Raw genomic sequence first — 23110 nt, 5'->3', positions numbered from 1 at the left:
GTCCATGGAGGGCATCTGGAAAGTATGGACGCAAAAAACGAAGACCGCCCAAAGCTTGATATCGCTTAGCGGGCGGTCTGCCTAGAAAACCAGGTCTTAAAGCCCGAAAACCGGGATACCCTGTACATATACCGCTTCATCAATGAAGATTCAATGACTGCCGAATCCTAGAGCTGCCAACACGCCCGCGCGCACATTTTCAAGATCAGCAGCAGAGATCGCAGGCGTGATCCATTTCCGCTTACCAACCTTGAAGCCATCCATTCGCTTCAGGCTAATGTTCATCAGCAAATCGCACTTAGCCCAAACTCCATCATCGGGAGCATCCCAAGGTGCATAATTCTGGCTAAGCTTCACATGATATGGAAGTTGCTTGATCGGAGCCGTTGTACTGGTCGGAACAACTGCAACTAGATCGCCTCGATTGGGAAGGCGGGGCGAAACGACTACGACAGGGCGCCGCTTGCAGATCTCTGGCGGTTCAAAACCTCGAAAATCTGCAACTAGAAGCGCGCCTGCGCGTGGGTGGAATTTAAGTGGCAAGCCTTCTCAAACCCCCGCATGCACGCTTGGCATCTCCAGCGCCCCAAACCCGTAGTGCCGCAGCCACCGCAGGTCGCTGTTGAAGAAGTCGCGCAAATCCGGGATGCCGTATTTCAGCATGGCAATCCGGTCGATGCCCATGCCGAACGCGAAGCCCTGGAACTCGGACGGGTCGATCCCTCCAGCCTCAAGCACTTTCGGATGCACCATGCCAGAGCCCAAGATCTCCAGCCAATCGTCGCCCTCACCGACCTTCACCGTGCCGCCCTCGAAGCTGCACTGAATGTCGACCTCGGCGCCCGGTTCCACGAAGGGGAAGTGGGACGCGCGGAAGCGGGTTTTGACCGCCACCCCGAAGAACGCCGAATAGAACTCCTCCAGCACCCATTTCAGGTTGGCCATCGAAACGTCTTTGCCCAACACAAGCCCCTCCACCTGATGGAACATCGGCGTGTGGGTCTGGTCGTAGTCCGCGCGATAAACGCGACCCGGCGCGATGATGCGACACGGCGCGCCGTACTTTTCCATATGGCGGATCTGCACGGGGGACGTGTGAGTGCGCAGCACGTGGGGCGGGCGGTTATCGCCCTCGGCCCTATGCGTATAGAACGTGTCCATCTCGGCCCGCGCGGGGTGGTGGCCGGGGATGTTGAGCGCGTCGAAATTGTAGAAGTCCGTCTCGATCTGCGGGCCTTCCGCGACGGAAAAGCCCATGTCGGCGAAGATCGCCGTGACCTCCTCCATGACCTGGCTGACAGGGTGAATGGACCCCACACGACGGTGCCGCGCGGGCAGCGTCACGTCCAACCACTCCGCCTTCAGCCGCTCATCCAACGCGGCGTCGGCCAGACCGGCCTTCTTCGCCACAATTGCGGCGTTGACCTCATCCTTCAGGGCATTGAGCGCGGGACCGGCAACCTGCCGTTCCTCGGGCGTCATCTTCCCAAGCTCTCGCATCTTCAGCGAGATCTCACCCTTCTTGCCAAGGGCGGCCACGCGAAATTCCTCTAGCGTCGCCTCATCCGTGGCGCCGCCGATGCGGTCAATCCAGCTGCTTCGCAAGTCGTCCAAGCCGTCCATATTCGCGCGCTCCCGCCTCGTAATTCCGGCAAATCCCTATGCGGGAGAGGGGGGGAATGCAAGCTGAGCGCTTTGGCCGAAGCCGTGCCTGCCCCATTCCTGCCACATTTGAAGCGCCCCTTTTCAAGGGCCGGAATGACGTGCGCGTAAGGACTCTAATATATTGATAAAAATGATGAATATCGGCCCTTGCGGTAAGTGTCCTTTCAGACACAGGGCGGCATTCCCGCAACAGCTAAGTCAGGTGATTCGGCACAAGTGTGTCAAATCATTGACTGAAACCGGGCTTGCCCTCAGTTTCGCCGCCAAGTCGGGCGAGTAAGCACCGGCATCTATTGGGCAGGTACACGTGAGCATGTTGGTCACACAAAACTCGGGGTTTGCCCCCCGAAACTTGGCTCCCGCCACGGGTCTGGTCGATGCGGAACAGCATCGGCCATGCGCATGTGCGGGCGGCTGGGTCGCCACATCAACACTCTCCCCCCGTGTATCCGTAGAGTATCAAGGCGGCGCCATACCCTTGGGTGCGTCGTCTACACAGACGGAGTTTGTTTGATGGCGATCTTTAGAAAACGCATGCAACAAGACATGGATCATGAGGATGCAAGCCAGCGGCTGGCCCATGCATCCCGGCGGGCAGATCATTACCGCAAGCTGGTGGCAACGCCGTCGGTCTTGCTGGCAGCAGGCCTGTTTACCGTGTCCGGCGTGGCCGGTGGGTTCCTTGCCACGGGGCAGAACACGGCGCAAACGCCGCGCCAGATGGCCATGACGTTGCCCGCAGCCCCGGTTGCCGCCGTGCAACCCGTGCTGGCACCGCAAGCCCCCACGGCCCCGGAACAGGTGGCCGAGGTCGAAACCGAAGACCTTCCACCGGTGTTGGAAGCCGCCCTGGAGGTCACCGAAGTCGCCCCGGAGGAGGAAGAACTGGTCTTCACGTCCCTCTCGGTCGATGCCGCAACCGGCCGGGAAGAGCGGCGCGCCGCGAACCGCCCCGTCCTGACGGAAGCCCAGGCAGAGATCTGCCGCCAGAACCTGCAAGGGGCTGCTGATCGTTTGTCGGTCCGCTTCTCGGCAGGGTCCACCGACGCAGAGTCGGAAGACATGAACGCCGCCTTCTCCTTCGCCGAAGGCGTCGCGTCGTGCAGCGGTATCCGCGTGATGGTGCGCGGCCATTCCGACGCCACCGGTGACGAAACGCAAAACCTTCTGCTGTCGTGGGAGCGCGCCGAATCCGTGATCGAGGCGATTGAAGCCGCCGGTCACGACACGTCTTTCTACGAGCCCATCGGCTTCGGGTCCCGCCAGCTTCTGGCAGACACCCCGGCCGAACAAGCCCAAGCCCTCAGCCGTCGCGTCGAATTCGCCGTCGTGCCGTTGCGCCAGTAACTGAAAAGGTCAAGAACCATGCCCGTATTCGTTAATCTCATGCTTGTCCTTTTGCTGATCAGCACCGCTGGCGCCGGGGGCTACCTGCTTGCCCGCGCCCACTTCGCCGCCACGATCGCCAATCGCGTCATGGCCTACCAAGCCCGCCTTGCCCGGTCCCAGCGGGACGGCAAGCAAGCGCACAAAGACGTCGCACGCCTCGAAGCAGAAGTAGCCATCCTGTCCGAAGACCTTACCCGCGCCCGTGGACGGGTCAGCCGCTATGAAGTGGCCTTGTTCGAGGGCTATCCGGCCAGCGAAGTGGATCTGGAAGCCGCAGCCGCAGCCGTCAACGAGCAGTCGCTGCAACAGCAGGCAGCCGCCTACGTGCAGCGCGTCCATGGCGTTGATGACTTTGACCGCGCAGGCGATCAGGACGTAGCCCCCGTCGCACAACGCCGTGGTTTGGAGCAGATGAGCCGCGCCATCGCCTGACGGCCCCTCACGATCCGAGGCAACAAAAAACCCCGCGGCGCCAGATCGGTGCCGCGGGGTTTCTTTTGTTTCCGACAGGAAAGACGCTTAAAGCGCGGCCTTCGCCTGATCCACGATCGCGCCGAAGGCGTCGGGCTCGTGCACGGCCAGATCAGCAAGGACCTTGCGGTCCACCTCGATCCCGGCTTTCGCCAGACCGTTGATGAAGCGCGAATATGTCAGCGCCTCATCATGCTGACGCACAGCCGCGTTGATGCGCTGGATCCACAGGGCGCGGAACTGGCGCTTGCGGTTCTTGCGGTCGCGGGTGGCGTATTGGTTGGCCTTGTCGACGGCCTGGGTCGCGGTGCGGAAGTTGGTCGACCGCGCGCCATAGTAACCCTTGGCGGCATCGATGACTTTCTTGTGGCGACGGTGAGTGACGGTTCCACCTTTGGTACGGGACATATCAGCGGCTCCTTAACGGTCGTAGGGCATGTAGGATTTGACGATCTTGGCGTCGGGGGCCGAAAGCTCGGCCGTTCCGCGCGCATTGCGGAGGAACTTGTTGCTCCGCTTGATCATCCCGTGCCGTTTACCGGCCTGACCTGCCAGCACCTTACCAGTGCCTGTCACCTTGAAGCGCTTCTTCGCGCTCGACTTCGTCTTCATCTTCGGCATTTCCAACTCCTATCGTCTCGAGTGGTTCAGGTGCGTCGCGGCATGCCGTATTTCGGCCGGAGGCACCGTAGGAAAGCACCCATTACGGTCAACACAGACGGCTTGCAAGACAAAAGCCCTGCTTTTTCGTGCCATTTGAGTGCCATTGTGTTGCGAACCACAGGGGTGCGGGACCGGGCGCTTGAATTGTGGGTAATCCGCCAAAGCGCATGAAATATGCGACAAACCCCCAAATATTGCGGCTTCCGCTTTGGTCAACGCTACAGACAGTGTGAGTTTGACCTGTAGGGGCGCAACGTCGCCCGTACGACTGGGGATAGCACTGTGGCCGTATTCTACTCTCACCGATTGAAGTCAGTCATTCAACATATGGTCTGTGACTTGGGCCTGACGTTCCCTTTGGACGATCAGGGTGCCCGGGTCTCTATCGCCGAAAACCGCAAGATGATCGAGGAAACCGCAGCCAGACTGCGGGTCCATGTCCAGTTCCACGAGACGGAGCAGGGCATGATGGCCGTGTTTCATAGTGATTGAGTGATATGATGAGCAGCCGCAAACGACGCGACGCACAATCGGTTGAATTAAGGGCAGCGGGCATGACGCTGGCCCAGATCAGCCGCACCACGGGGCAACACCCCAAATCCCGAACCGCGTTGGTTTCTGTCTCGTTGGCTCTGTTCGGTCTGGCTGCCGCCGCTGCATCCTATGTCGCCCTTGGGCCAACCAGCACCGCGCCGCGCCCCATCGCGGCCTTGGACCCCGTCGTCGCGCAGGATCCGTCACCCTCCGTAACACCGGCGGACGTCGCAGCAGTGATCGCCCGGATCCCGTCGCGCCTGCGCAGGTGCAGCCCGTTCCTGCCGTTGCAAACATACCCATGGAGATCCGCATAGCGCCCGAAGCGACTGCCCCGCTGACCGTCGCAACCCCGGACGCCGTGCCCGAGCCCGCTGCACCGGCCCTGGGGGCCGAGGCCGATTGCGTCGCAACGCTCGACGCCTTGGCCGCGTCGATCACCGTCCCTTTCGATCCTTATGCCGTCGAGACAACCAGCGGCGCGATGGCCCCCGTGGTCGACCTCGCGCAGCGGGTGGCCGAATGCGACACCGCCTATATCGTCGTGGCTGGCCCCGCAGACCCATCCGGGGATGAGACGTTGAACCTTGTCCTGTCCTGGCAACGCGCTGAATTCGTTGTCACCCACCTGACCGACACCGGCTTTGACCGGATCCGCCTTGAGGCGATCGGCTTTGAATCCCGGCGCCCGATTTCCGAAGGTGCCGCTGGCGCCGACGACACCCTTAACCGACGCGTCGATTTCATCGTCCGTGCCGAACTTCCGTAGGATTACGCCATGTATGTTGCTTTGAACCTTATCCTTTTGACGGCGCTGATCCTCACGGCGGGCCTTGGCGGATACATCCTTGCCAAAGCCAAATTCACAGCGTTCCTGGAACGGCGCACGGCTGCCGACCAAGGGCAGATCACGCGACATTGCAGGGCGGCGACGGCGACAGAGGATGACACAAAGCGGATGTCGGGCGATCTGGACCGGGCGAAACGGCAGATCAGACGGTACGAGGCGGCCCTTCTTGCGCAGCCCGAAGCGCCCAGGCAAACGCCGTTGCCGGACCGAACCGGGCGCTATGACATGCCTGACCTGCGGGCGGAAGAACCCTCAGGGCATCTTGATGGCGAGGTCTTGCAGGACGTCAAGAAGACTATCGACGTTGACCGTTGCCGGATTAACGTCGTCCGTCGAGAAATAGCGTAGGAAGATGTTGCGCGCCTGATCGTCCATGCCTTCATGCATGCCCATCGACCAGGTCGGGAACATCCGTTCGCGGACATCTTGGCTGGAAATCAGGATGATACTGGAGTGCCGCGGATCACGGGCGATCCGGTGGTAGATCGCACTGACTTCGGCGCGCCCACCTTCCAGACCCTGTAGGAAGTGATCGCCGTTGTAGTGCAGCATTCCGGTAATGAAGGCGCGTTGGTTGTTGCGCCGACACTTTTCGATGAGATCATCAACATCCATCCGCTCGGACGGGTTGCGCTACGAGTAATAATCGAGACGGGTCAAAATCATGCAACCTATTCCTGCGGTATGGGGTCGACGCGCACGCCTACTGTGGTCGCCACCCACAAGAACACAATATTTGGGGCGGTTCCCAAGGCAATTCGCTCCTCCCTCTTATCGACGCATTGCGACATTAAGGTTTCGGTTCGGGACCTTGGCCTAGTTCAGCACCCGCGCGGCAACCGCAATAAAGGCGTTGGGAATGTCCAAGGGCTCCAGCCCATCGGGCTCGTTCAGGTGAACATAGGTGCCAAGCCCGATGGCAATCGCGAAGGAGATGAGGGCGACGAACGGCCAGCGCTTCATCGTCCAGGCTGCCACGATGGACGAGAACGACATGATCCCGACCAGGGTGGCGATCACCAGAAGGATATCTGCGCTGACCGGAAGCGTCATTCCAGTTCGGACGCGTAGATCAGGCGTTCGTCACAGGGGGCGATTCGCAGGATGTTGGTGGACCCCGTTTGTCCGAAAGGCACGCCCGCAGTCACGACGATCAGATCCGTCTTCTCGGCCAAGCCTTCCGACGTCGCGGCCTTTACGGCGTTGATGACCGCTTCCTTGAAGCGCCCCACCGCCCCGACCTTCACGCAATGGCAACCCCAGGTCAGACACATGCGCCGGGCGATGGCCTGGCGCGACGTCAGGGCGAGGATTGGCACGCTGGGACGTTCTCGGGCGGTAAGGGCCGCGGTCGAGCCCGATTCCGAGAAGCAGCAGATCACACGGATATTCGTCGTCTCGGCAATCTCGCGCGCGGCCGAGACGATGGCATCGGCGACCGTCTCTTTCTTGCCGCCCCGGCTGGCCTCGATCACCTCGCGGTAGGTGGGGTCGCTCTCGACCTCGATGGCGACGTTGTTCATCGTGGTCACGGCCTCGATCGGAAAATCACCGGCAGCGGACTCAGCGCTAAGCATGACGGCATCGGCACCCTCGTAGATCGCCGCCGCCACGTCCGAGACCTCGGCACGTGTGGGCATCGGGCTTTCGATCATCGACTCCAGCATCTGCGTGGCCACGATAACCGGCTTGGCGGCATTGCGGCACTTGCGCACAAGGCGCTTCTGGATCGGCGGCACATTCTGAACCGGCAGTTCCACCCCAAGATCGCCTCGGGCGACCATGATCCCGTCGGAGGCCTCTAGAATTTCGTCGAAATTCGTCACGGCAGAAGGCTTCTCGATCTTTGACAGGACCGCCGCGCGGCCTTTGGCCAGCGCGCGCGCCTCTTCCACATCCTCTTTGCGCTGAACGAACGACAGCGCCAGCCAGTCGACGCCCAACTCGCAGACGAACTCCAGGTCCTTGCGGTCCTTCTCGGACAGGGCGGCAAGCGGCAGCACCACATCGGGCACGTTCACGCCCTTGCGGTTGGAAATCCGGCCCCCCGCCAACACCTCACAATTGGCAAAATCAGCGCCGCATTCCAACACCTTCACGCGGATCTTGCCATCGTTGATCAACAGATGCGCGCCGGGTTCCAGCGCCGCGAAAATCTCGGTGTGGGGCAGTTGCACGCGCGTCGCGTCACCGGGGGTATCGTCCAGGTCCATGCGGAAGGAGCCGCCGACCTCCAGGTCATAGCCGTCATCATTGTCGAATACGCCGACCCGCAGCTTGGGGCCCTGAAGGTCCGCCAGAATCGCGATGGGCTGCCCCAGATCGGCCTCGATCTGTCGAATGATCCCGTGGCGCACCGCAATCTCGGCGTGATCCCCGTGGGACATGTTTAAACGAAAGACGTCCGCGCCCGCTTCGTGGAGCGCACGGATCATCTCATAATCATCAGAGGCCGGGCCCAGGGTGGCAACGATCTTTACGTTACGGTCGCGTTTCATGACTCTCTCGTCCTATTTTGTGCTTGGAACACCGCTTTTGCTGCGATGTTTGCGCTATCAGTGGCGCCGTTAAATCCGTATTGACGCAAAACGCGCGCCCGAACAACAGGGCAGAGTGCTGGCGTTTGGCCGCAGTCCGAATTACCCCTGCTTTCAAGCAGGTATGGATGAACAATCAATGACGGATGCAGTTGAGGTGTTTGGCGCGGAGCGAGGCGGGCGTTGGGTCGTCACCTGCGACCACGCCAGCAACCGCGTTCCTGACGACGTGGCCGGTGGAGATCTGGGCGTGCCGCCCGAGGACATGCACCGCCACATCGCATATGATGTGGGCGCTCTGGGGGTGGCACAGGCGATGGGAACAGCGCTGGATGCGCCTGTCGTGGCCTCGAAATTTTCGCGGCTGGTGATCGATCCAAACCGGGGCGAAGACGATCCGACGCTACTGATGCAGATCTACGACGGCTCGATCATTCCCGCCAATCGCGGCGTGTCCGGCGCAGAGCTGGAGCGGCGACTTGATCGCTTTCACCGCCCGTATCACCGCGCCCTGGCCCAGGTGATCGCGCGCCGCAACGACCCGATCCTTGTGGCCGTCCACAGCTTCACCCCGCAGCTGCGCGGGCGGGACCCTCGGCCCTGGCATGTCTCGGTTCTATATGCGGGCGACACGCGGCTGGCCTATCCGCTGCTGGCGCGCCTTCAGGACGAGAAGGACCTTTGCGTTGGCGATAATGAGCCCTATTCCGGCCATCTGCCCGGGGACGCCCTGGACCAACACGGGACCGTGCCCGGCAGGCTCCACGTGCTGATCGAAGTGCGCAACGATCTGATCGAAACGCCCGCCGCGCAAGAAGACTGGGGCGCTCGGCTGGCAGGCTTGCTTGAAGCCGCCGCCCAAAGCGCCGAATTGTGAGACGACCCAAAGGAGTTTTGACATGAGCGACCCTACCACTACTGAACTTGAAGCCGCCGCTTTTCGCCGCCTTCTGGCGCATCTGGACGCCCGCACGGACGTGCAGAATATCGACATGATGAACCTGACCGGGTTTTGCCGGAACTGCCTGAGCCGCTGGTACCAGGAAGAAGCCGCCGAGCGGGGGCTGGAACTTGGCAAGGACGCGGCCCGCGAAATCATCTACGGGATGCCCTACGCGGAATGGCGGGAGAAGTATCAGACCGAAGCGACCGCCGAACAGAAAGCCGCGTTCGAGGTCAACAAGCCGGACCACTGATCCTTGACGAAGGGAATGCGCTCGCTTCGCGATCGCCCGCGCCGGGGGCCTTGCCCTCCGTTCAGCGGCTTTGCCGCGTAGCTTGGGACCCGCCAAAGGTGTACGGGCAAGATGAACAGGGGGCGCGTCAGGCAGCCTTCTGGGCTGCTTCCGAGCGAAGGAAAGCGGGTTTGCCAGGCTGGCTGAGATCCGGCACATGGGCATAGCCGCCGATGTCGAAATCCAGAATCTGCTCGGCCCGCGTCAGGCGGCGTTCCTGGATGAACCGCGCCATCGCCCCGCGCGCTTTCTTGGCGAAGAAGCTGACGATCTTGGGGCCGCCGGGTTTTTCCTCGAAGAACTGGGGCGTGACGATTTGCAGATCCAACGCCTTCTCGTCCACGGCCGAGAAATATTCGACCGAGGCGCAGTTGATCAGCGTATCGGTCTTGATCGCCTCGGCCTGCGCATTCAAAGCCTCTGACAGGCGCGGGCCCCAATAGGCATAAAGCGAGGGGCCTTTGCGGGTCTTCAGGCGGCTGCCCATCTCCAACCGGTAGGGCCGGATCGCATCGAGGGGACGCAAGAGGCCGTAAAGACCCGAGAGGATCCGCAGGTGATCCTGAGCATATGCAAGCGTGTCGGCCTCAAGACTTGCCGCCTCAAGCCCGGCATAGGTGTCGCCCGCGAAGGCCAGGGCGGCGGGCCGCTCGCCTTCTGGCGCGTCCTCAAAGGCCTTGAAACGGTCCGCGTTCAGCTTCGCCAGATCAGCACTGATATCCATCAGCTTGCGCAGGTCCGCCTGGCTCAGGCGCTTTGCGGCGCGGGCCAGCACAACGGCATCGTCCATGAAATCCGGCTTGGTCGTCGCAACCTCGCGTTCGGACCAATCGAGCCGTTTTGCGGGGGAAATCACGGTAAGCATGAACGGGGCCTCCTAGCGGTTCGGACAAAATGTAAGCGACGCGCGCGAATTATCCAGCCTCGCGCCGAAGGTGCGTCAACCCGTGTCGCGCAGGACATCGAGGAACGCATCGCCAAAGCGGTCGATCTGCTTTTCCCCCATGCCCGCGATCCGGGACAGATCATGGACGGACGCAGGCCTGCGTTCCGCGATCTTGCGCAGTGTGGAATGGGTGACGGAAAGGTATTTGCCCGTGCCGTCATCCCCGCGCATAAGGTCCTGCTGGACCTCCATCAAGCGGTCGAAGACATCGCCCGCGTCGCGTCCCGCCAACGCGCGGCGGACGGGGTGGACAGGCTCTGCCGTCTCACCGGTGATGACTTGCAGGAAAGCGGTGCCGTAACGCTCCAGCTTGGTGGCACCGACGCCGGATATCCGCGCCATATCATCAAGGGTTCTGGGCCGCTTCTCGGCCATTTCGATCAAGGTCTTGTCGGTGAAAATGACGTAAGCCGGTACACGCGCATCCTCGGCCAGCGCCCGGCGCTTGGCTTTCAGGGCAGACATCAGCGGCGCGTCATCCTCGGAAACCAGCATCTTCACGGCGGGGCGGCGCGGCGCCTTGGTCATCGTGTCGCGGCGCAGGGTAATGGTCTCCTTGCCCCGGAAGATCGCGTGGGCGGCTTCCGTCATCCGCAACGCGCCGTAGCGCTCGGGATCCGGGCGCACCAGGTCCAGCCCCATCATCTGCCGAAACACCGCCTGCCAGCCGCGTTTGTCGAACTCCGTGCCGACGCCATAGGTGGGCAGGCGATCGTGACCGCGCTGTTTGATCTTCTCGTTTTGCACGCCCAACAGCACATCGATCAAATGGCCCGCGCCGAAACTTTCGCCGGTGCGTCGCATCGCGGACAGCGCCTTTTGGACGGCGACGGAGGCATCAAACAGCTCCGGCGGCTTGGCGCAGAGATCGCAGTTGCCGCAATCCTCCGACGTATCCCCGAAGTAGGCGAGCAACAGTTTGCGGCGACAGCCATGGGCCTCGGCCAGGCCGATCAGCGCGTTGAGCCGAGCATGGTCGGCTGCTTTGCGTTCGGGCGGCGCAAGGCCCTCGTCCACCTGCTGGCGGCGGAAACGGATATCGTCGGGGCCATAAAGCGTCAGCGTATCGGCGGGCGCACCATCGCGACCGGCGCGGCCGATTTCCTGATAATACCCCTCGATCGACTTGGGCAGATCGGCGTGGGCGACCCAGCGGATATCGGGCTTGTCGACCCCCATGCCGAAAGCCACCGTGGCGCAGACGATCAGACCATCTTCGGTGTTGAATCGATGCTCGACGATCCGGCGGTCCTCGGCCTCCATCCCACCGTGATAGGCGCAGGCGTTGTGCCCTTCGTCGCGCAGGGCCTTAGCCAGCGTTTCCGTCTTCGCGCGGGTGCCGCAGTAAACGATGCCGGATTGCCCCTTACGGGCGGCGGCAAACGACAGGATTTGCTGGCGGGGTTGGTTCTTGACCTCGAACGCGAGGGTCAGGTTGGGCCGGTCGAAGCCGTGCAGAAAGACCTCGGGCGGGCCCTCAAACAGACGTTCGCAGATCTCGGCGCGGGTCTCGGCATCCGCCGTCGCCGTGAAGGCCGCAAGCGGCACATTGAGCGCGCGGCGGAGCGCGCCAAGCCGCAGGTAATCGGGGCGGAAATCGTGGCCCCATTGGCTGACGCAATGGGCCTCATCCACGGCGATCATCGATACGCCCGCGCGCGACAGCATCCGTTCGGTCCCCGATGACGCAAGGCGTTCGGGCGCAAGGTACAAAAGCTTCAGCGTGCCCGCTTCCAGCCCCTCCCACACCGCGTCGGTTTCCTCGGGCGTATTGCCCGAGGTCAGCGCGCCCGCCTCAACCCCCGCTTCGCGCAATCCGCGCACCTGGTCGCGCATCAACGCGATCAACGGAGAGATCACCACAGTGACCCCCTCGCGCATCAAGGCGGGCAGTTGAAAACACAGGGATTTTCCGCCCCCCGTGGGCATGATCGCCAAGACGTCCTTGCCCGAGGCCACGGCCTCCACGATCTCTGCCTGACCGGGCCGAAACGCGTCAAACCCGAAGGTGGACTTCAGAATCGCGGATGTGTCGGGGTGTTCGACCAACATCGTCGGGCAGCCTGTCGATTTTTTTATGCAAATGCTCGTGTTGAGGGTGAACGTCCCATATTGAGAATCGGTAAACAAGGCCTGCGCGCCCAAACAGGGCCAAGATGTTGTGGATTAGTCCGCAATCCCAAGCAGGGCTGGTAGGTCATCCATGGTTCGGAACACCTGCGCGCCGACCTCTTCCAGATCCGCGCCGCCCATTGGCGCATAGCCGAAACACCGCATTCCGGCCCGTTGCGCGCCCAATGCGCCCGAGGCGCTGTCCTCGATCACCACGGCGCGGGCGGGCACGACGCTCATGTATTTGGCGGCGATGAAGAACAGCTCTGGATCCGGCTTGGAGACCCCAAGGGTATGGGCAGAAAACCGTTTGCGTTCAAAGCGGTGCGCCATGCCCGTGGCCCCCAGCGTGATGTCCATTTTTTGGTCCGAGCCGTTGGAGGCGACGCAATAGGGCACGCCCGCCGCGTCCAGCGCGTCCAGCACGCCAACCACGCCGGGGATCGGGTCGACGCCCTTGCGAAGGCGGGCGTAGGTTTCTGCATAAAGCTCTGTGATCCACTGGGCATCGGTGCCCGGCAGCGGCGCCCCCATGGCGCGGACCCCGGCGGCGACCTGCGCCATGCTTTTGCCCACGAACATCCCCATGATCTCGTCCAGCGACATGTGAATACCCATGCCCGCCAGCGCATCCACGGTGACCTGATTGGACACCGGTTCACTGTCCACCAGCACCCCGTCGCAATCGAAAATAACCAGCTCAGGAGGCATGCATTTATCCGTCGTTTTTCAGAAGTGAAATTGTAGTGCCACCGTATTGCCGCTGATCGAGCAGCGTGAAAGGCGCAGGGACCAGCGGCGGGGCGTTTTCTTCCCACACGATGGTGGCACCGGGCGCAAGCCAGCCGGTGCGCTGTAGGGTCTCCAACGCGGCCTCGCCAAGGCGTTGGCCATAGGGCGGATCGAGGAACACCAGATCAACGGACTCTTTCGGCGGGCCAAGGTCCGCCACGTCGGTGCGAAAGACCTTGGTGATGCCTTGGGCAGAGCAGAGCGCGATATTCTCGCGCAAAAGCGCGCGGGCGGCGGTGCCGCTATCGACGAAGGTGGCGTGGATGGCACCCCGCGACAGCGCCTCAAGCCCCAACGCGCCGGTGCCCGCAAAAAGATCAAGCACACGGGCGCCGCGCACCAGGTCGCCGTTGCGACCATTGGTGAGCAGGTTGAACAGGCTTTCACGCACGCGGTCCGTGGTCGGGCGCAGATGCGCCGCCGCATCCCCCGTGCCGACATCCGCCAGTTTCTTGCCGCGCAGACGCCCGCCAACGATTCTCATGGCATGAGCCTCATGCCTTCAGCAGCGCCTTCAGATCTGCCTCCAGGTTTGCGACGACGTCGGGTGCCGGGGACTTGCCAGCCTCGATCAGCCGCTTGCCGATCATGTAGCCGCGCGGGTCGTTCATCGCATCCACGGCCAGCAAGATGTCGTCCGCATAGTACCAATGGGACCGCGCCGCGCCGCCATCGCGGACAGCGACCCGGTCATAGCCCGTGTTGAGCCCGGCGATTTGCAACTTCACATCGTATTGGTCGGACCAGAACCAGGGCTTGGGCACGTAATCCTGCCCCGCCCCAAGGATGTTTTTCGCCACGGCTTCGGCCTGATCAATCGCGTTCTGCACGCTCTCCAGCCGGATCCGCGTGCCCCGGAACGGCAGCGAGGCGCAATCGCCCGCCGCCCAGATGTTCGGGTCGCTGGTCTGCCCGTGGATATCGGTCGCGATGCCGTTATCCAGTGTCACGCCCGCCATCTGCGCCGGGCCATCGTTCACCACGATACCGATGCCCGCGATCACCATGTCATAGGGATGTTCTTCGCCGTTTTGCAGGATTGCGCCGACGACGCGGCCATCGGCCCCGTTGAGGCATTCCAGCCCGACGCCTTCCAGAATACGCACCCCATGGGCGGTGTGCAGCGCCCGGAAATAATCCGCCGTCTCTGGCGCGGCGACACGGCCCAGGATGCGCGGCGCGGCCTCGATCAGGGTCACGTCCATGCCGCGTTTGCGGGCCACGGCGGCGGCCTCCAGCCCGATGTAGCCGCCCCCCACGATCAACGCGCGGCGGCCTTGCGTCACCTCGGGTTCCATCGCATCGACATCGGCCAGCGTGCGCACCACATGCACCCCAGCCAGATCACCGCCGATCTTGGCGGGCAAGCGGCGCGGCGTGGACCCCGTCGCCAGCACCAGAGCATCATAGGGCAGCACGTCGCGGCCCACCGTCACGGTCTTTGCACCCGCATCAATGGCATCCACGGGCGCGCCCAGGCGCAGCTCGATCCCGTTTTCCGCATACCATGCCTCGGGCCGCAGAAAGAGGCGGTCAAGCGCCATCTCGCCCAGCAAATAGGCCTTGGACAAGGGCGGGCGCTGGTAGGGGGGCACCGGCTCATCCCCGATCAGGGTGATCGCGCCCTCATACCCTTCAGCACGCAGTTTGGCGACGCAGGAGGCCCCGGCCTGACCCGCTCCGATGACGATTATCTTCTCCATGATGCACTTCCCTGCTGGCACTGTCCGAGGCAGACCCTATATGCCGGAGGAATGAACGCACAAGCGCAGGAGACGACACCAATGGCACTTTCCGTGGGCGATGCCCTTCCCAACGCAACCCTTTTGCGCATCGGCGCCGAAGGCCCCGAATCCGTCGAGATGGACACGCTGACCAAAGGGCGCAACGTGGCGATCTTTGGGCTTCCGGGCGCCTACACCGGCACCTGCACGACGGCGCACATGCCGAGCTTCATCCGCAATATGGGGGGCTTCAAGGCCAAGGACGTTGACGAAGTGATCTGCGTATCAGTCAACGACCCCTTCGTGATGGATGCATGGGGCGCGGCCACGGGCGGCAAAGAAGCAGGCATTGCAATGTTGGGCGACGCCTCCGCCGCATTCACCAAAGCCATCGGCATGAACTGGACAGCCGAGGCGGTGGGCTTCTTCGACCGTTCCCGTCGCTACGCCATGTATGTGGAGGATGGCGTTGTGAAGAACCTGCACGTTGAGGAAGGCCCTGGCGTCTGCGAAGTCTCTGCCGGGGAATCGCTGTTGGCGGTGATCTGAATTCCTATGGATCGCCTTGCTAGGATGCGAGGCGATCCATCTTCGCGGCGAGGGTAACATCCAGCGCGGACAGCCCGTCCACGTCATGGGTCGCCAGTGTGACCTCGACCGTCTTGTAGACGTTCGACCATTCCGGGTGATGGTCCATCTTCTCGGCCACGATCGCCACTTGCGTCATCCAGCCGAAGGCGCGGGTGAAGTTCTTGAAGACAAAGGTCTTGTGGATCGCATCGCGCCCATCGACCTCGGCCCAGCCGCTTTCGCCCAGCGTCGTCAAAGCCTCGGCCCGCGCGGCCCCTTCCAGTTTTTCCGCCATTACTCCTGCTCCTCCACTGTCGCGCGCTTGAACGGGCCATAGCCTGTCAGCACCTCGATTTCTTCATCCACGGCGGCCTTCTCGGCCTCCAGATAACGGGCGATGGCCTCGGCAAAGCCCGCGTCCCGCACCCAGTGGAGGGAATGCGTGGCGACAGGCAAATACCCCCGCGCCAGCTTGTGGGCGCCTTGCGCGCCCGCCTCCACGCGGGCCAGGCCATGGGCAATCGCGTAGTCGATGGCCTGATAATAGCACAGCTCGAAATGCAGGCAGGGGTGGTCTTCCACGCAGCCCCAGTAGCGCCCGAAAAGCGCATCCGCCCCGATGAAGTTCAGCGCCCCCGCGACCGGCCTGCCATCGCGAATGGCAAGACACAGCAGCATGTCATCGGCCATGGTGTCATGGGCGATATCGAAGAACGCACGCGTCAGGTAGGGCGTGCCCCACTTCCGTGCGCCGGTGTCCTGGTAGAAGTGCCAGAAGGCATCCCAATGCTCAGCCTTGATGTCGGCCCCGCTAAGGCTGACGATCTCTCCGCCGAAGGCCTGCGCGCGCGCGCGCTCCTTGCGGATGTTCTTGCGCTTGCGACTGGAAAGCGTGGCAACGAACCCGTCGAAATCCGCATAGCCGTCGTTCACCCAATGGAACTGCTGCGACCAGCGACGCATCAACCCGATGCGTTCGCCGGCAATCGCCTCATCCTCGGTGCAGAAGGTGACATGAAGCGATGACAGATCGTTTTCCGACGCGATCTGCACCGCCCCCTGGATCAACGCGGATATCCCGGTGACATCATGGCCGGGACGGGTCAGGAACCGTCGCCCGGTGGCAGGCGTAAAGGGGGCCGCGATTTGCAGCTTGGGATAATAGTCGCCGCCCGCGTTTTCATAAGCGTGGGCCCAATTGTGGTCGAAGATGTATTCGCCCTGACTGTGGCCCTTGGCGTACATCGGCGCGCAGGCGATCACCTGATCGTCCATCCGTGCCACCAGATAGCGGGGCTGCCAGCCGCTGCCCCGCCCGACGCTGCCCGATTGCTCCAGCGCCTCCAGGAAACGATACGTCGTGAACGGATCACGGGGGCGGCCGTCTTCGGGGCAGGCGCAGGCGTCCCAATCCTCTGCCGCGATCTGCGACAGGGAGGTCAGGACATCGATGCTGATCTGTGTCTCGCCGTCCACAATCGCCTCCGCTTGGGTTTCCCCCATAGATGGGGCCCCCGGCGGTTGCGTCAATCGGCAACCCCGGCGCAGAGGCGTCATTGGCCGGGCGTATAGCCCTCGAACGTGATGTTGTCCGCCACCCGGCGCGCTTTCGCCTCCTGCTCGGGGGATTTCACCGTCCAGCACAGGATCGGAACCCCCTTGGCCTTCAACTCCGCCACGCGCGGCGCGGCAAGATCTTCACAATCATGGCTGATGAAGCTGGCGCCGATGGCATCGAACGCACCGATTTCGCGCAGGGCATGCAGGGTGTCGGGCGACAGATCCGGCCATTCCTTCTCGTTGAAGCCGTCGGTCACGATCCCCCTCGGCACGCTTGGCGCGCGCTTGGCCATGTTGGCGACCATATGGGGATTGAACGACATCACGGCGACGGGGCCGTCGTAGCCTTGCAAGGCGCGAGCGACGGCGCGCTCCAGCTCATCCGGGGCAGAGCCGGTGCCGCCGGATTGGTCTTTCAACTCGATCAGCAGGGGCACCCTGCCGCCGACAATCTCCAGCACTTCCGGCAAGGTCGGCACCGTCTCGGACGATCCTGTCAGGGTCAGTTTCACCAGATCGCGCGCAGCCCATCCCCGGATCGGCCCGCTTTCCGCTGTCAGACGGTCCAGCCGGGCATCGTGGAACACCATCGCCGCCCCGTCCGAGGTCAACTGCACGTCGATCTCAACACCATATCCCTGCGCCACCGCCGCAAGAACGGCACCGGCGCTGTTTTCGATCACGCCACGGGCGCGGTCGTGAAGGCCCCGATGGGCCAGGGGTTTGCCGAGAAACTCGGGCGGGAGGGGCGGCGTCATAAAGGGTGTCACTCCGCGATCTGGAAGATGCCTTCGATCTCAACCGCCACGTTGAACGGCAAGGCGCCTGCACTGACGGCGGACCGGGAATGACGGCCCGCGTCGCCCAGCGCCTCTACCAGGAAATCCGAGCAGCCGTTGATCACCTTCGGCTGGTCGCCGAAATCTGGCGTGGAATTCACGAACCCCGTCAGCTTCACGACCCGGATCAGCTTGTCCAGGTCGCCACCGCACGCCGCTTTCACCTGCGCCAGAAGGTTGATCGCACAGACTTTCGCCGCCGCTGCCCCCTGTTCCACGCTTAGGTCAGCGCCGATCTTGCCGGTGATCATCTCACCGTTTTCAATCGAGATCTGGCCCGAGACGAACAGAATGTCGCCCACTTGCACGGACGGCACGTAGTTGGCCGCAGGCGCGGTCGCATCCCCCAGGGTGACGCCCAGTTCCGCCAGCCGTGCTTCGATATTTCCGCTCATGTCAGAGCCTCCCCCGAATATGTTTCGAAGCGACCGTAATGCGCGGCGCGGCCCATGGAAAGACCGCTTTAGCTTTCCCGGAACGCCCGCGAAAAATAGGTCGTGAAAGGCTCCAGCAGGTAGGCCAGCGGGGTGCGGTCCTCGGTCCGGATGAAGGCATCCACCGGCATCCCCGGGATCAGGACCCGTTCGCCCAGAAGTTGCGCCTGCTCTTCCGTCATGGTGATTTCCGTGCGGTAGAAGCTGCCGCCGCTGACCTCATCCACGAACGCATCGGCCGAGACCTGCGCGACCTCTCCCATGACCTCGGGCATGGAGCTTTGGTCAAAAGCCGGGAAGCGCAGGGACACAGTCTGTCCTTCGAACACCTGATCGACGTCGATCGCGGGGATACGGGCCGAAATCACCAGGGGGCGACCCGCGGGCACGATATAGGCGAAGGGGTCTGCCGGGCGCAGGACCGAGCGGGCGCCAAAGATCGTGAGGCCATGGATCGTGCCCGCCACGGGCGCGCGCAGTTCCAGCCGGGAAATGCGGCGTTCCAGATTGGCGGTCCGCTCCACCAGTTCCTGTTCGTCGACACGAATTTCGCGCAGCTCTCCGATCGCCTGCTCCCGGCGCGTCGTCGTCAGTTGCAGGATCGCCAGTTCCGTCTCGATGATCCGCTCCGCTGCCTCGGCGCGCCCGGCCGTGGCCTGCCCCAACTGGCCGCGCAACTGCACCAACTCCTGCCGCAGACGCACCACGGGTTCGACCGTGCCGGTGCCCCGTTCCAGCAGGTCTTCGCGGCGGGCAAGTTCTTCTCCGACAAGCTCGATCTGTTCCACCAGCGCGGCCTCCTGGGCGCGCATGGCGTCGACCTGCGTGCCGATCTGGGTGATCCGCCCACGCAGCTGCTCTTCCTCACGCGCAAGGGTATCGGCGCGGGCGGCAAAAAGGTTTTCCTGCCCCGAAAGCGCATCTGCGATCTCGGGGTCGGTGGCCGCAATGGCCAGCAAGGCCTCCGAATAGTGGAGCAACTCGGCGCCATCGCGCTCGGCCTCCAGCCGGGCGCGGCGGGCGGCTGTCTCGGCCAGGCGGGCACGGGCGACGGCCAGTTCCGTCAGCGAATCAGAGGCATCCAGCCGCACCAGCACCTGCCCCTCGTCCACGCGGTCGCCTTCGTCGACCATCAACTCGGCCACCACGCCGCCTTCGGGGTGCTGGATCGCCTGACGGTTGCGGTCGACCTCGATCTGGCCCGAGGCCACAACGGCCCCCGACAAGGTGCTGGACACCGACCAGCCGCCAAATCCAAGGACCAGGACCGCCAGCGCGACAAGGCCGATCAGCATCGGGCCGCGCACGGACCAGGCGGGGCGCGTGTCTTGGGTCATGTCAGATCTCCCGCCGCTTTGGCACTGGTGACGCGCTGCACATCGGCGCTGTTTTGCAAGACCTTGGCCAGCACCTCATCGCGCGGGCCGAACGCCTGCACCACCCCGTTCTTGAGCACCAGAAGCTTGTCGCATTGTTGGATCGCATTGGGCCGGTGCGCCATGATCAACACGCTGTTGCCCGCCGCCTTCATCCGCTGCACCGCAAGGTTCAGCGCCTCGGAGCCTTCGTGATCCAGCGCCGAATTCGGCTCATCCAGCACCAGCAGCACCGGGTCGCCATAAAGCGCGCGGGCCAGCCCGACGCGCTGCACCTGCCCCCCCGACAGTCGCGGCCCAAGGCCCGATACCTGGGTGTCATATCCCTGGGGCAACTCGCGGATCATCGTGTCCGCCGCCGCCGCAACCGCCGCCGAGGTGACCGCCTCGCCTGAGGGGTTGGGATCGAGCCGGGCGATGTTTTCCGCCACGCTGCCGTCAAAAAGGCTGACGGATTGCGGCAGGTAGCCGATCAGTTTGCCAAGGGCATCGGGGTCGTATTGATCAAGCGTCGCCCGATCCAGCCGGATCGAGCCGCCCGCAATCGGCCAGACGCCCGTGATCGCGCGCGCAAGGGTGGATTTGCCGGACCCAGAGGGGCCGATGATGCCCAGCGCCTCGCCAGGTTCCAGCCGGAACGAAACCCCGCGCAACGATGGCTTCTTCTCGCCCGGCGGTGCGATGGTCAGGCCCGCAACTTCCAGTGCGGCCTTCGGGCGCGGCAGGGCCAGACGCTCGGGCTCCTGCCCCTCGGACAACAGCAACTCGCGCAGGCGCGTCCAGCCGCGCAGGGCCTCCTGGATCATCGGCCATTGGCCGATCGCCAGATCGATAGGCGCCAGGGCGCGCCCCATCAGGATGGAACCCGCAATCATCGCGCCGGCCCGCAACTCTCCGCGCAGCACCAAAAGGGCGGCAAGGCCCAGGATCGCCGATTGCAGGAACAGTCGCAGGGTCTTGGACAGGGTCGCATAGCCCCCCGCACGGTCGGCCACGCGCATGCTGACATCCAGCGCCCGCGCGCGTTGCCTGTGCCACCGGGTGAACGCCGTGCCCTGCATCCCCAACGACCGGATCACCTCGGCCGAAGATTGCATCTCTCCGGCCATGCGATCGGCGGCGCGGCTCGTCTCGGCCGCCTCCGCCAAGGGCCCGGCGGTCGTGATGCGGTTGAAAAGGGTCACCAGGATCAACACCCCCGCCGCCCCCAGCGCCATCCACCCCAACCACCCATGGAACGAGAAGATCGCGACGATGAAAAGCGGCGTGAACGGCAGGTCGAACACCGCCATGAATACCGGCGACGACATCACCCGTTGGACCGAGGCCAGATCCCCAAGCGCCGTCTGCGCCTGCCCGGTGCGTTGCGCGCGATCCAGCGCGGCACGGAAAACGCGGCCATCGAAGGCCTCTTGCAGGCGCGCGCCAAACCGCGCCGCGACACGGGCGCGGGCGTAATCCAGAATTCCCATCATCGCGAACAGGAACGCCACCAGCACCGACAGGGCCAACAACGTCTCTTCACTGCCGGACCCCAAAACGCGCTCATAGACCTGCAACATGTAAAGCGGCCCGGTCAGCATCAGCAGATTCACGAACAGGCTGAACAGCGCCACGGACCAAAGGATCCAGGCGTTGCGTCGGCGAAACTCTGCCAGTTCATCCTTTGCGATAGTTCGCATACGCCGGTCGCCTTCTTTTGAAATCATAAGGTTGGTCGGTGCCTTGACACCCCAACCGCCCGCATCGATGTATCAAGGGTGTGGTGCGCTGCATAGTTACCCTATACCCTTTATAAAGCGTGCAGGGCGGCTGGGTCGTCCATCAAGCCTATCCACGGGGGAACAACGTGCACTTCTTGTCTTTGCACAACACCGGCCGATTGGGCGCAGCAGCGCTGGTTATTCTGCTGACCGCCTGCGGCCCCGCGACACTGCCTCCGGGCGACCAGATCGCGGACGCCGACGAAGCGCGCAACCGCGCCGCCCATGCCACGAACATCGCCCTGGATCGCGCCGTGCTGGACCCGGCTGCAACGGCCTACGGCACGGCCGTGCCCGAGCCTTTGCGCGTGGGCGTGTCCAACTTCGCCTCGAACCTCAACCAGCCCGGCTATGTGGTCAACAACCTGCTGCAACTGCGCCTTGGCGATGCCGCGCAGAACACGCTGCGGTTTGCGCTGAATTCCACCCTTGGCGTCGCCGGTCTGTTTGATGTCGCCTCCGCCCTTGGCCTGCCCGAGGAAGAGACAGACTTCGGCGAGACGCTGCACATCTATGGCGTGGGAGAGGGCGACTACGTCGTCCATCCGGTCTTCGGCCCCTCCACCACGCGGGACACCGTGGGCATGGTGGTCGACTTTGCCATGAACCCCCTGCGCCACTACGTCGACACGCCGGAAAGCTATTACTCGACAGGGGCCAGCATCGCGTCGGGCCTGAATTCCCGCTACGAGTTTGGCGATACGGTCGACTCGATCCTTTACGAAAGCGCCGACAGCTACGCCCAGATGCGGTCGCTTTACCTGCAACAGCGCCGGTTCGAGCTGGGTGGCGCCGACGCGGCCTATGAAGACCCCTACGTCAACGACGACCCGGCCGCCGCCGCAGAGGCCGTCGCCGCAGACCCCAACTATGACCCTTATTCGGATCCGTACTTTGACCCCTATGCCCAGTAATTTCCTTACATTCCGCCCCGCGCTTACCCGCCGCGCCTTCCTGTCCACTGCTGTCGCGGCGGCCGCGCTGCCGTTTCTGCCGCGTCCCGCGCAGGCGATGACCGCAGGCCAGGCGCAGGCGCTTGTCGATGCCGCCGTGGCCGACGTGAACCGCGTCATCTCTTCGGGCGGCTCGGACGCCGCCGTCCTGCGCGAGATGGAGCGGATCCTCAGCACCTATGCCGACGTGCCCACCATCGCCCGCTCGGTCCTTGGGCCTCCGGCCCGCACGGCCAGCGCCGCCCAGTTGCGCGCCTTCACGGATGCGTTTCAGGATTACTTCGCGGCCAAATACGGTCGCCGTTTCCGCGAATTCATCGGCGGCACGATCACCGTGCAAGGCGTCCGTCCCGTGCGCTCGTTCTTCGAGGTCATCTCTGTGGTGAACCTGCGCAACGCAGCCCCGTTCGAGCTGCGCTGGCTGGTCTCTGATGGCTCGGGCCGCCCGTTGTTCTTCAACCTGATCATCGAAGGCGTGAACCTGATGATCTCCGAGCGCACGGAAATCGGCGCCATGCTGGAAGCGCGCGGCGGCAACATCGACGCGCTCACGCAACATTTGCGCACGTTGGGGTAAGCGTAGGGTGGGGGATAAGCGTAGGGTGAGGGGATAAGCGTAGGGTGGGTGAAACCCACTGTCCCTTCCAAGTGGAACGGGTGACATCACCCATTCCACAGGCGCGGGCGCGAAGGCCGG

The 23110-nt window shown here is 63.4% G+C and carries 28 protein-coding genes; 10 read left to right on the top strand and 18 right to left on the bottom strand.

Annotation, left to right across the window (positions count from 1 at the left end; genetic code table 11):
* Window positions 1–150: 150 nt before the first annotated feature.
* A complete protein-coding gene (locus tag KUL25_RS17470) occupies window positions 151–543 on the bottom strand; it encodes a type II toxin-antitoxin system PemK/MazF family toxin (protein ID WP_257894088.1) in 393 nt (130 codons plus the stop codon).
* Window positions 544–549: 6 nt separating this feature from the next.
* Window positions 550–1614 (bottom strand): phenylalanine--tRNA ligase subunit alpha, encoded by a 1065-nt coding sequence (pheS, locus tag KUL25_RS17465; RefSeq protein ID WP_257894891.1) that lies wholly within the window; start codon window positions 1612–1614, stop codon window positions 550–552.
* A 585-nt stretch (window positions 1615–2199) separates the two neighbouring features.
* Between pheS and KUL25_RS17460 the strand changes: the two genes are divergently transcribed.
* Together KUL25_RS17460 and KUL25_RS17455 are read left to right on the top strand one after the other, a co-directional pair.
* A complete protein-coding gene (locus KUL25_RS17460) occupies window positions 2200–3012 on the top strand; it encodes an OmpA family protein (RefSeq protein ID WP_257894087.1) in 813 nt (270 codons plus the stop codon).
* An 18-nt stretch (window positions 3013–3030) separates the two neighbouring features.
* The gene (locus KUL25_RS17455) at window positions 3031–3486 is read left to right on the top strand and encodes a hypothetical protein (RefSeq protein WP_257894086.1); all 456 of its coding nucleotides are present in this window, start codon (window positions 3031–3033) and stop codon (window positions 3484–3486) included.
* Between the two features lie 87 nt (window positions 3487–3573).
* Here the strand turns inward: KUL25_RS17455 and rplT are convergent, their stop codons facing one another.
* Together rplT and rpmI are read right to left on the bottom strand one after the other, a co-directional pair.
* Window positions 3574–3933: a 50S ribosomal protein L20 gene (gene rplT / locus KUL25_RS17450; protein WP_068357235.1), complete on the bottom strand. Its 360-nt coding sequence runs from the start codon at window positions 3931–3933 to the stop codon at window positions 3574–3576.
* 12 nt (window positions 3934–3945) lie between these two features.
* Window positions 3946–4146 carry a 50S ribosomal protein L35 gene (rpmI, locus tag KUL25_RS17445; RefSeq protein WP_257894085.1) on the bottom strand — a complete coding sequence of 67 codons (201 nt, stop codon included), beginning with the start codon at window positions 4144–4146 and terminating at the stop codon, window positions 3946–3948.
* Between the two features lie 324 nt (window positions 4147–4470).
* Here rpmI and KUL25_RS17440 point away from each other — a divergent pair, with 324 nt between their 5' ends.
* Genes KUL25_RS17440 through KUL25_RS17430 form a run of 3 tightly spaced genes read left to right on the top strand, consistent with a single transcriptional unit; the run spans window position 4471 to window position 5491 of the window.
* Window positions 4471–4680 (top strand): hypothetical protein, encoded by a 210-nt coding sequence (locus KUL25_RS17440; RefSeq protein WP_257894084.1) that lies wholly within the window; start codon window positions 4471–4473, stop codon window positions 4678–4680.
* 8 nt (window positions 4681–4688) lie between these two features.
* Entirely contained in the window at window positions 4689–5039 is a 351-nt protein-coding gene (locus KUL25_RS17435; protein ID WP_257894083.1) for a hypothetical protein, read from the top strand.
* A complete protein-coding gene (locus tag KUL25_RS17430) occupies window positions 5024–5491 on the top strand; it encodes an OmpA family protein (RefSeq protein ID WP_257894082.1) in 468 nt (155 codons plus the stop codon). The genes KUL25_RS17435 and KUL25_RS17430 overlap by 16 nt, the downstream gene beginning before the upstream one ends.
* Window positions 5492–5824: 333 nt before the next feature.
* On the opposite strand, the gene KUL25_RS17425 is transcribed toward KUL25_RS17430, so the two are convergent.
* The 3 genes from KUL25_RS17425 to pyk all read right to left on the bottom strand — a co-directional run bounded on the left by KUL25_RS17425 (window position 5825) and on the right by pyk (window position 8070).
* A complete protein-coding gene (locus tag KUL25_RS17425; RefSeq protein ID WP_257894081.1) occupies window positions 5825–6187 on the bottom strand; it encodes a BLUF domain-containing protein in 363 nt (120 codons plus the stop codon).
* 201 nt (window positions 6188–6388) lie between these two features.
* A complete protein-coding gene (locus KUL25_RS17420; RefSeq protein WP_257894080.1) occupies window positions 6389–6625 on the bottom strand; it encodes a hypothetical protein in 237 nt (78 codons plus the stop codon).
* Entirely contained in the window at window positions 6622–8070 is a 1449-nt protein-coding gene (pyk, locus tag KUL25_RS17415) for a pyruvate kinase (protein WP_257894079.1), read from the bottom strand. Before pyk ends, KUL25_RS17420 begins: the two co-directional genes overlap by 4 nt.
* Before the next feature lie 178 nt (window positions 8071–8248).
* On the opposite strand from pyk, the gene KUL25_RS17410 reads away from it, so the two are divergent.
* Complete coding sequence (locus KUL25_RS17410) at window positions 8249–8986, top strand: N-formylglutamate amidohydrolase (RefSeq protein WP_257894078.1); 738 nt, start codon at window positions 8249–8251, stop codon at window positions 8984–8986.
* Window positions 8987–9008: 22 nt separating this feature from the next.
* On the top strand, window positions 9009–9305 hold the full coding sequence (locus KUL25_RS17405; RefSeq protein WP_257894077.1) for a DUF1244 domain-containing protein: 297 nt from the start codon (window positions 9009–9011) through the stop codon (window positions 9303–9305).
* A gap of 127 nt (window positions 9306–9432) precedes the next feature.
* Here KUL25_RS17405 and yaaA read toward each other — a convergent pair whose 3' ends face one another.
* The 5 genes from yaaA to KUL25_RS17380 form a co-directional block, all read right to left on the bottom strand.
* Window positions 9433–10209, bottom strand: a complete 777-nt coding sequence (yaaA, locus tag KUL25_RS17400) for a peroxide stress protein YaaA (protein WP_068357259.1) — start codon at window positions 10207–10209, stop codon at window positions 9433–9435.
* Between the two features lie 75 nt (window positions 10210–10284).
* Window positions 10285–12342: a DNA helicase RecQ gene (gene recQ, locus KUL25_RS17395; RefSeq protein WP_257894076.1), complete on the bottom strand. Its 2058-nt coding sequence runs from the start codon at window positions 12340–12342 to the stop codon at window positions 10285–10287.
* 114 nt (window positions 12343–12456) lie between these two features.
* Entirely contained in the window at window positions 12457–13113 is a 657-nt protein-coding gene (locus KUL25_RS17390; protein ID WP_257894075.1) for an HAD family hydrolase, read from the bottom strand.
* Between the two features lie 4 nt (window positions 13114–13117).
* Entirely contained in the window at window positions 13118–13678 is a 561-nt protein-coding gene (rsmD, locus tag KUL25_RS17385) for a 16S rRNA (guanine(966)-N(2))-methyltransferase RsmD (protein WP_257894074.1), read from the bottom strand.
* A gap of 10 nt (window positions 13679–13688) precedes the next feature.
* On the bottom strand, window positions 13689–14897 hold the full coding sequence (locus KUL25_RS17380; RefSeq protein WP_257894073.1) for an NAD(P)/FAD-dependent oxidoreductase: 1209 nt from the start codon (window positions 14895–14897) through the stop codon (window positions 13689–13691).
* A gap of 81 nt (window positions 14898–14978) precedes the next feature.
* On the opposite strand from KUL25_RS17380, the gene KUL25_RS17375 reads away from it, so the two are divergent.
* Complete coding sequence (locus KUL25_RS17375) at window positions 14979–15467, top strand: peroxiredoxin (protein ID WP_257894072.1); 489 nt, start codon at window positions 14979–14981, stop codon at window positions 15465–15467.
* A gap of 19 nt (window positions 15468–15486) precedes the next feature.
* Here KUL25_RS17375 and KUL25_RS17370 read toward each other — a convergent pair whose 3' ends face one another.
* The 6 genes from KUL25_RS17370 to KUL25_RS17345 form a co-directional block, all read right to left on the bottom strand.
* Window positions 15487–15783 carry a 4a-hydroxytetrahydrobiopterin dehydratase gene (locus KUL25_RS17370; protein WP_257894071.1) on the bottom strand — a complete coding sequence of 99 codons (297 nt, stop codon included), beginning with the start codon at window positions 15781–15783 and terminating at the stop codon, window positions 15487–15489.
* Window positions 15783–16991, bottom strand: a complete 1209-nt coding sequence (locus KUL25_RS17365) for a GNAT family N-acetyltransferase (RefSeq protein ID WP_257894070.1) — start codon at window positions 16989–16991, stop codon at window positions 15783–15785. Before KUL25_RS17365 ends, KUL25_RS17370 begins: the two co-directional genes overlap by 1 nt.
* Window positions 16992–17041: 50 nt before the next feature.
* Window positions 17042–17806, bottom strand: coding sequence for a glycerophosphodiester phosphodiesterase family protein (locus tag KUL25_RS17360; RefSeq protein WP_257894069.1), 765 nt, complete (start codon window positions 17804–17806; stop codon window positions 17042–17044).
* A gap of 8 nt (window positions 17807–17814) precedes the next feature.
* Window positions 17815–18282, bottom strand: coding sequence for a RidA family protein (locus KUL25_RS17355; RefSeq protein WP_257894068.1), 468 nt, complete (start codon window positions 18280–18282; stop codon window positions 17815–17817).
* Between the two features lie 68 nt (window positions 18283–18350).
* Complete coding sequence (locus tag KUL25_RS17350) at window positions 18351–19658, bottom strand: HlyD family type I secretion periplasmic adaptor subunit (protein WP_257894067.1); 1308 nt, start codon at window positions 19656–19658, stop codon at window positions 18351–18353.
* Complete coding sequence (locus KUL25_RS17345) at window positions 19655–21379, bottom strand: type I secretion system permease/ATPase (protein WP_257894066.1); 1725 nt, start codon at window positions 21377–21379, stop codon at window positions 19655–19657. Before KUL25_RS17345 ends, KUL25_RS17350 begins: the two co-directional genes overlap by 4 nt.
* 167 nt (window positions 21380–21546) lie before the next feature.
* On the opposite strand from KUL25_RS17345, the gene KUL25_RS17340 reads away from it, so the two are divergent.
* Together KUL25_RS17340 and KUL25_RS17335 are read left to right on the top strand one after the other, a co-directional pair.
* A complete protein-coding gene (locus KUL25_RS17340) occupies window positions 21547–22374 on the top strand; it encodes an MlaA family lipoprotein (RefSeq protein ID WP_257894065.1) in 828 nt (275 codons plus the stop codon).
* Window positions 22364–22990 (top strand): MlaC/ttg2D family ABC transporter substrate-binding protein, encoded by a 627-nt coding sequence (locus tag KUL25_RS17335; protein ID WP_257894064.1) that lies wholly within the window; start codon window positions 22364–22366, stop codon window positions 22988–22990. Before KUL25_RS17340 ends, KUL25_RS17335 begins: the two co-directional genes overlap by 11 nt.
* The last annotated feature ends 120 nt before the right edge of the window (window positions 22991–23110 follow it).

It is taken from the genome of Gymnodinialimonas phycosphaerae (assembly GCF_019195455.1).
Classification (GTDB): domain Bacteria; phylum Pseudomonadota; class Alphaproteobacteria; order Rhodobacterales; family Rhodobacteraceae; genus Gymnodinialimonas; species Gymnodinialimonas phycosphaerae.
Note: the sequence above shows the minus strand (reverse complement) of the source record. Positions and strands in the feature narration are given on the sequence as shown.

Coding starts and splice junctions, on each gene's coding strand:
- KUL25_RS17460 (WP_257894087.1), top strand. CDS start 2,200: ATGCAACAAGACATGGATCATGAGGATGCAAGCCAGCGGCTGGCCCAT.
- KUL25_RS17455 (WP_257894086.1), top strand. CDS start 3,031: ATGCCCGTATTCGTTAATCTCATGCTTGTCCTTTTGCTGATCAGCACC.
- rplT (WP_068357235.1), bottom strand. CDS start 3,933: ATGTCCCGTACCAAAGGTGGAACCGTCACTCACCGTCGCCACAAGAAA.
- rpmI (WP_257894085.1), bottom strand. CDS start 4,146: ATGCCGAAGATGAAGACGAAGTCGAGCGCGAAGAAGCGCTTCAAGGTG.
- KUL25_RS17435 (WP_257894083.1), top strand. CDS start 4,689: ATGAGCAGCCGCAAACGACGCGACGCACAATCGGTTGAATTAAGGGCA.
- KUL25_RS17430 (WP_257894082.1), top strand. CDS start 5,024: ATGGAGATCCGCATAGCGCCCGAAGCGACTGCCCCGCTGACCGTCGCA.
- KUL25_RS17425 (WP_257894081.1), bottom strand. CDS start 6,187: ATGGATGTTGATGATCTCATCGAAAAGTGTCGGCGCAACAACCAACGC.
- KUL25_RS17420 (WP_257894080.1), bottom strand. CDS start 6,625: ATGACGCTTCCGGTCAGCGCAGATATCCTTCTGGTGATCGCCACCCTG.
- pyk (WP_257894079.1), bottom strand. CDS start 8,070: ATGAAACGCGACCGTAACGTAAAGATCGTTGCCACCCTGGGCCCGGCC.
- KUL25_RS17410 (WP_257894078.1), top strand. CDS start 8,249: ATGACGGATGCAGTTGAGGTGTTTGGCGCGGAGCGAGGCGGGCGTTGG.
- KUL25_RS17405 (WP_257894077.1), top strand. CDS start 9,009: ATGAGCGACCCTACCACTACTGAACTTGAAGCCGCCGCTTTTCGCCGC.
- yaaA (WP_068357259.1), bottom strand. CDS start 10,209: ATGCTTACCGTGATTTCCCCCGCAAAACGGCTCGATTGGTCCGAACGC.
- recQ (WP_257894076.1), bottom strand. CDS start 12,342: ATGTTGGTCGAACACCCCGACACATCCGCGATTCTGAAGTCCACCTTC.
- KUL25_RS17390 (WP_257894075.1), bottom strand. CDS start 13,113: ATGCCTCCTGAGCTGGTTATTTTCGATTGCGACGGGGTGCTGGTGGAC.
- rsmD (WP_257894074.1), bottom strand. CDS start 13,678: ATGAGAATCGTTGGCGGGCGTCTGCGCGGCAAGAAACTGGCGGATGTC.
- KUL25_RS17380 (WP_257894073.1), bottom strand. CDS start 14,897: ATGGAGAAGATAATCGTCATCGGAGCGGGTCAGGCCGGGGCCTCCTGC.
- KUL25_RS17375 (WP_257894072.1), top strand. CDS start 14,979: ATGGCACTTTCCGTGGGCGATGCCCTTCCCAACGCAACCCTTTTGCGC.
- KUL25_RS17370 (WP_257894071.1), bottom strand. CDS start 15,783: ATGGCGGAAAAACTGGAAGGGGCCGCGCGGGCCGAGGCTTTGACGACG.
- KUL25_RS17365 (WP_257894070.1), bottom strand. CDS start 16,991: ATGGGGGAAACCCAAGCGGAGGCGATTGTGGACGGCGAGACACAGATC.
- KUL25_RS17360 (WP_257894069.1), bottom strand. CDS start 17,806: ATGACGCCGCCCCTCCCGCCCGAGTTTCTCGGCAAACCCCTGGCCCAT.
- KUL25_RS17355 (WP_257894068.1), bottom strand. CDS start 18,282: ATGAGCGGAAATATCGAAGCACGGCTGGCGGAACTGGGCGTCACCCTG.
- KUL25_RS17350 (WP_257894067.1), bottom strand. CDS start 19,658: ATGACCCAAGACACGCGCCCCGCCTGGTCCGTGCGCGGCCCGATGCTG.
- KUL25_RS17345 (WP_257894066.1), bottom strand. CDS start 21,379: ATGCGAACTATCGCAAAGGATGAACTGGCAGAGTTTCGCCGACGCAAC.
- KUL25_RS17335 (WP_257894064.1), top strand. CDS start 22,364: ATGCCCAGTAATTTCCTTACATTCCGCCCCGCGCTTACCCGCCGCGCC.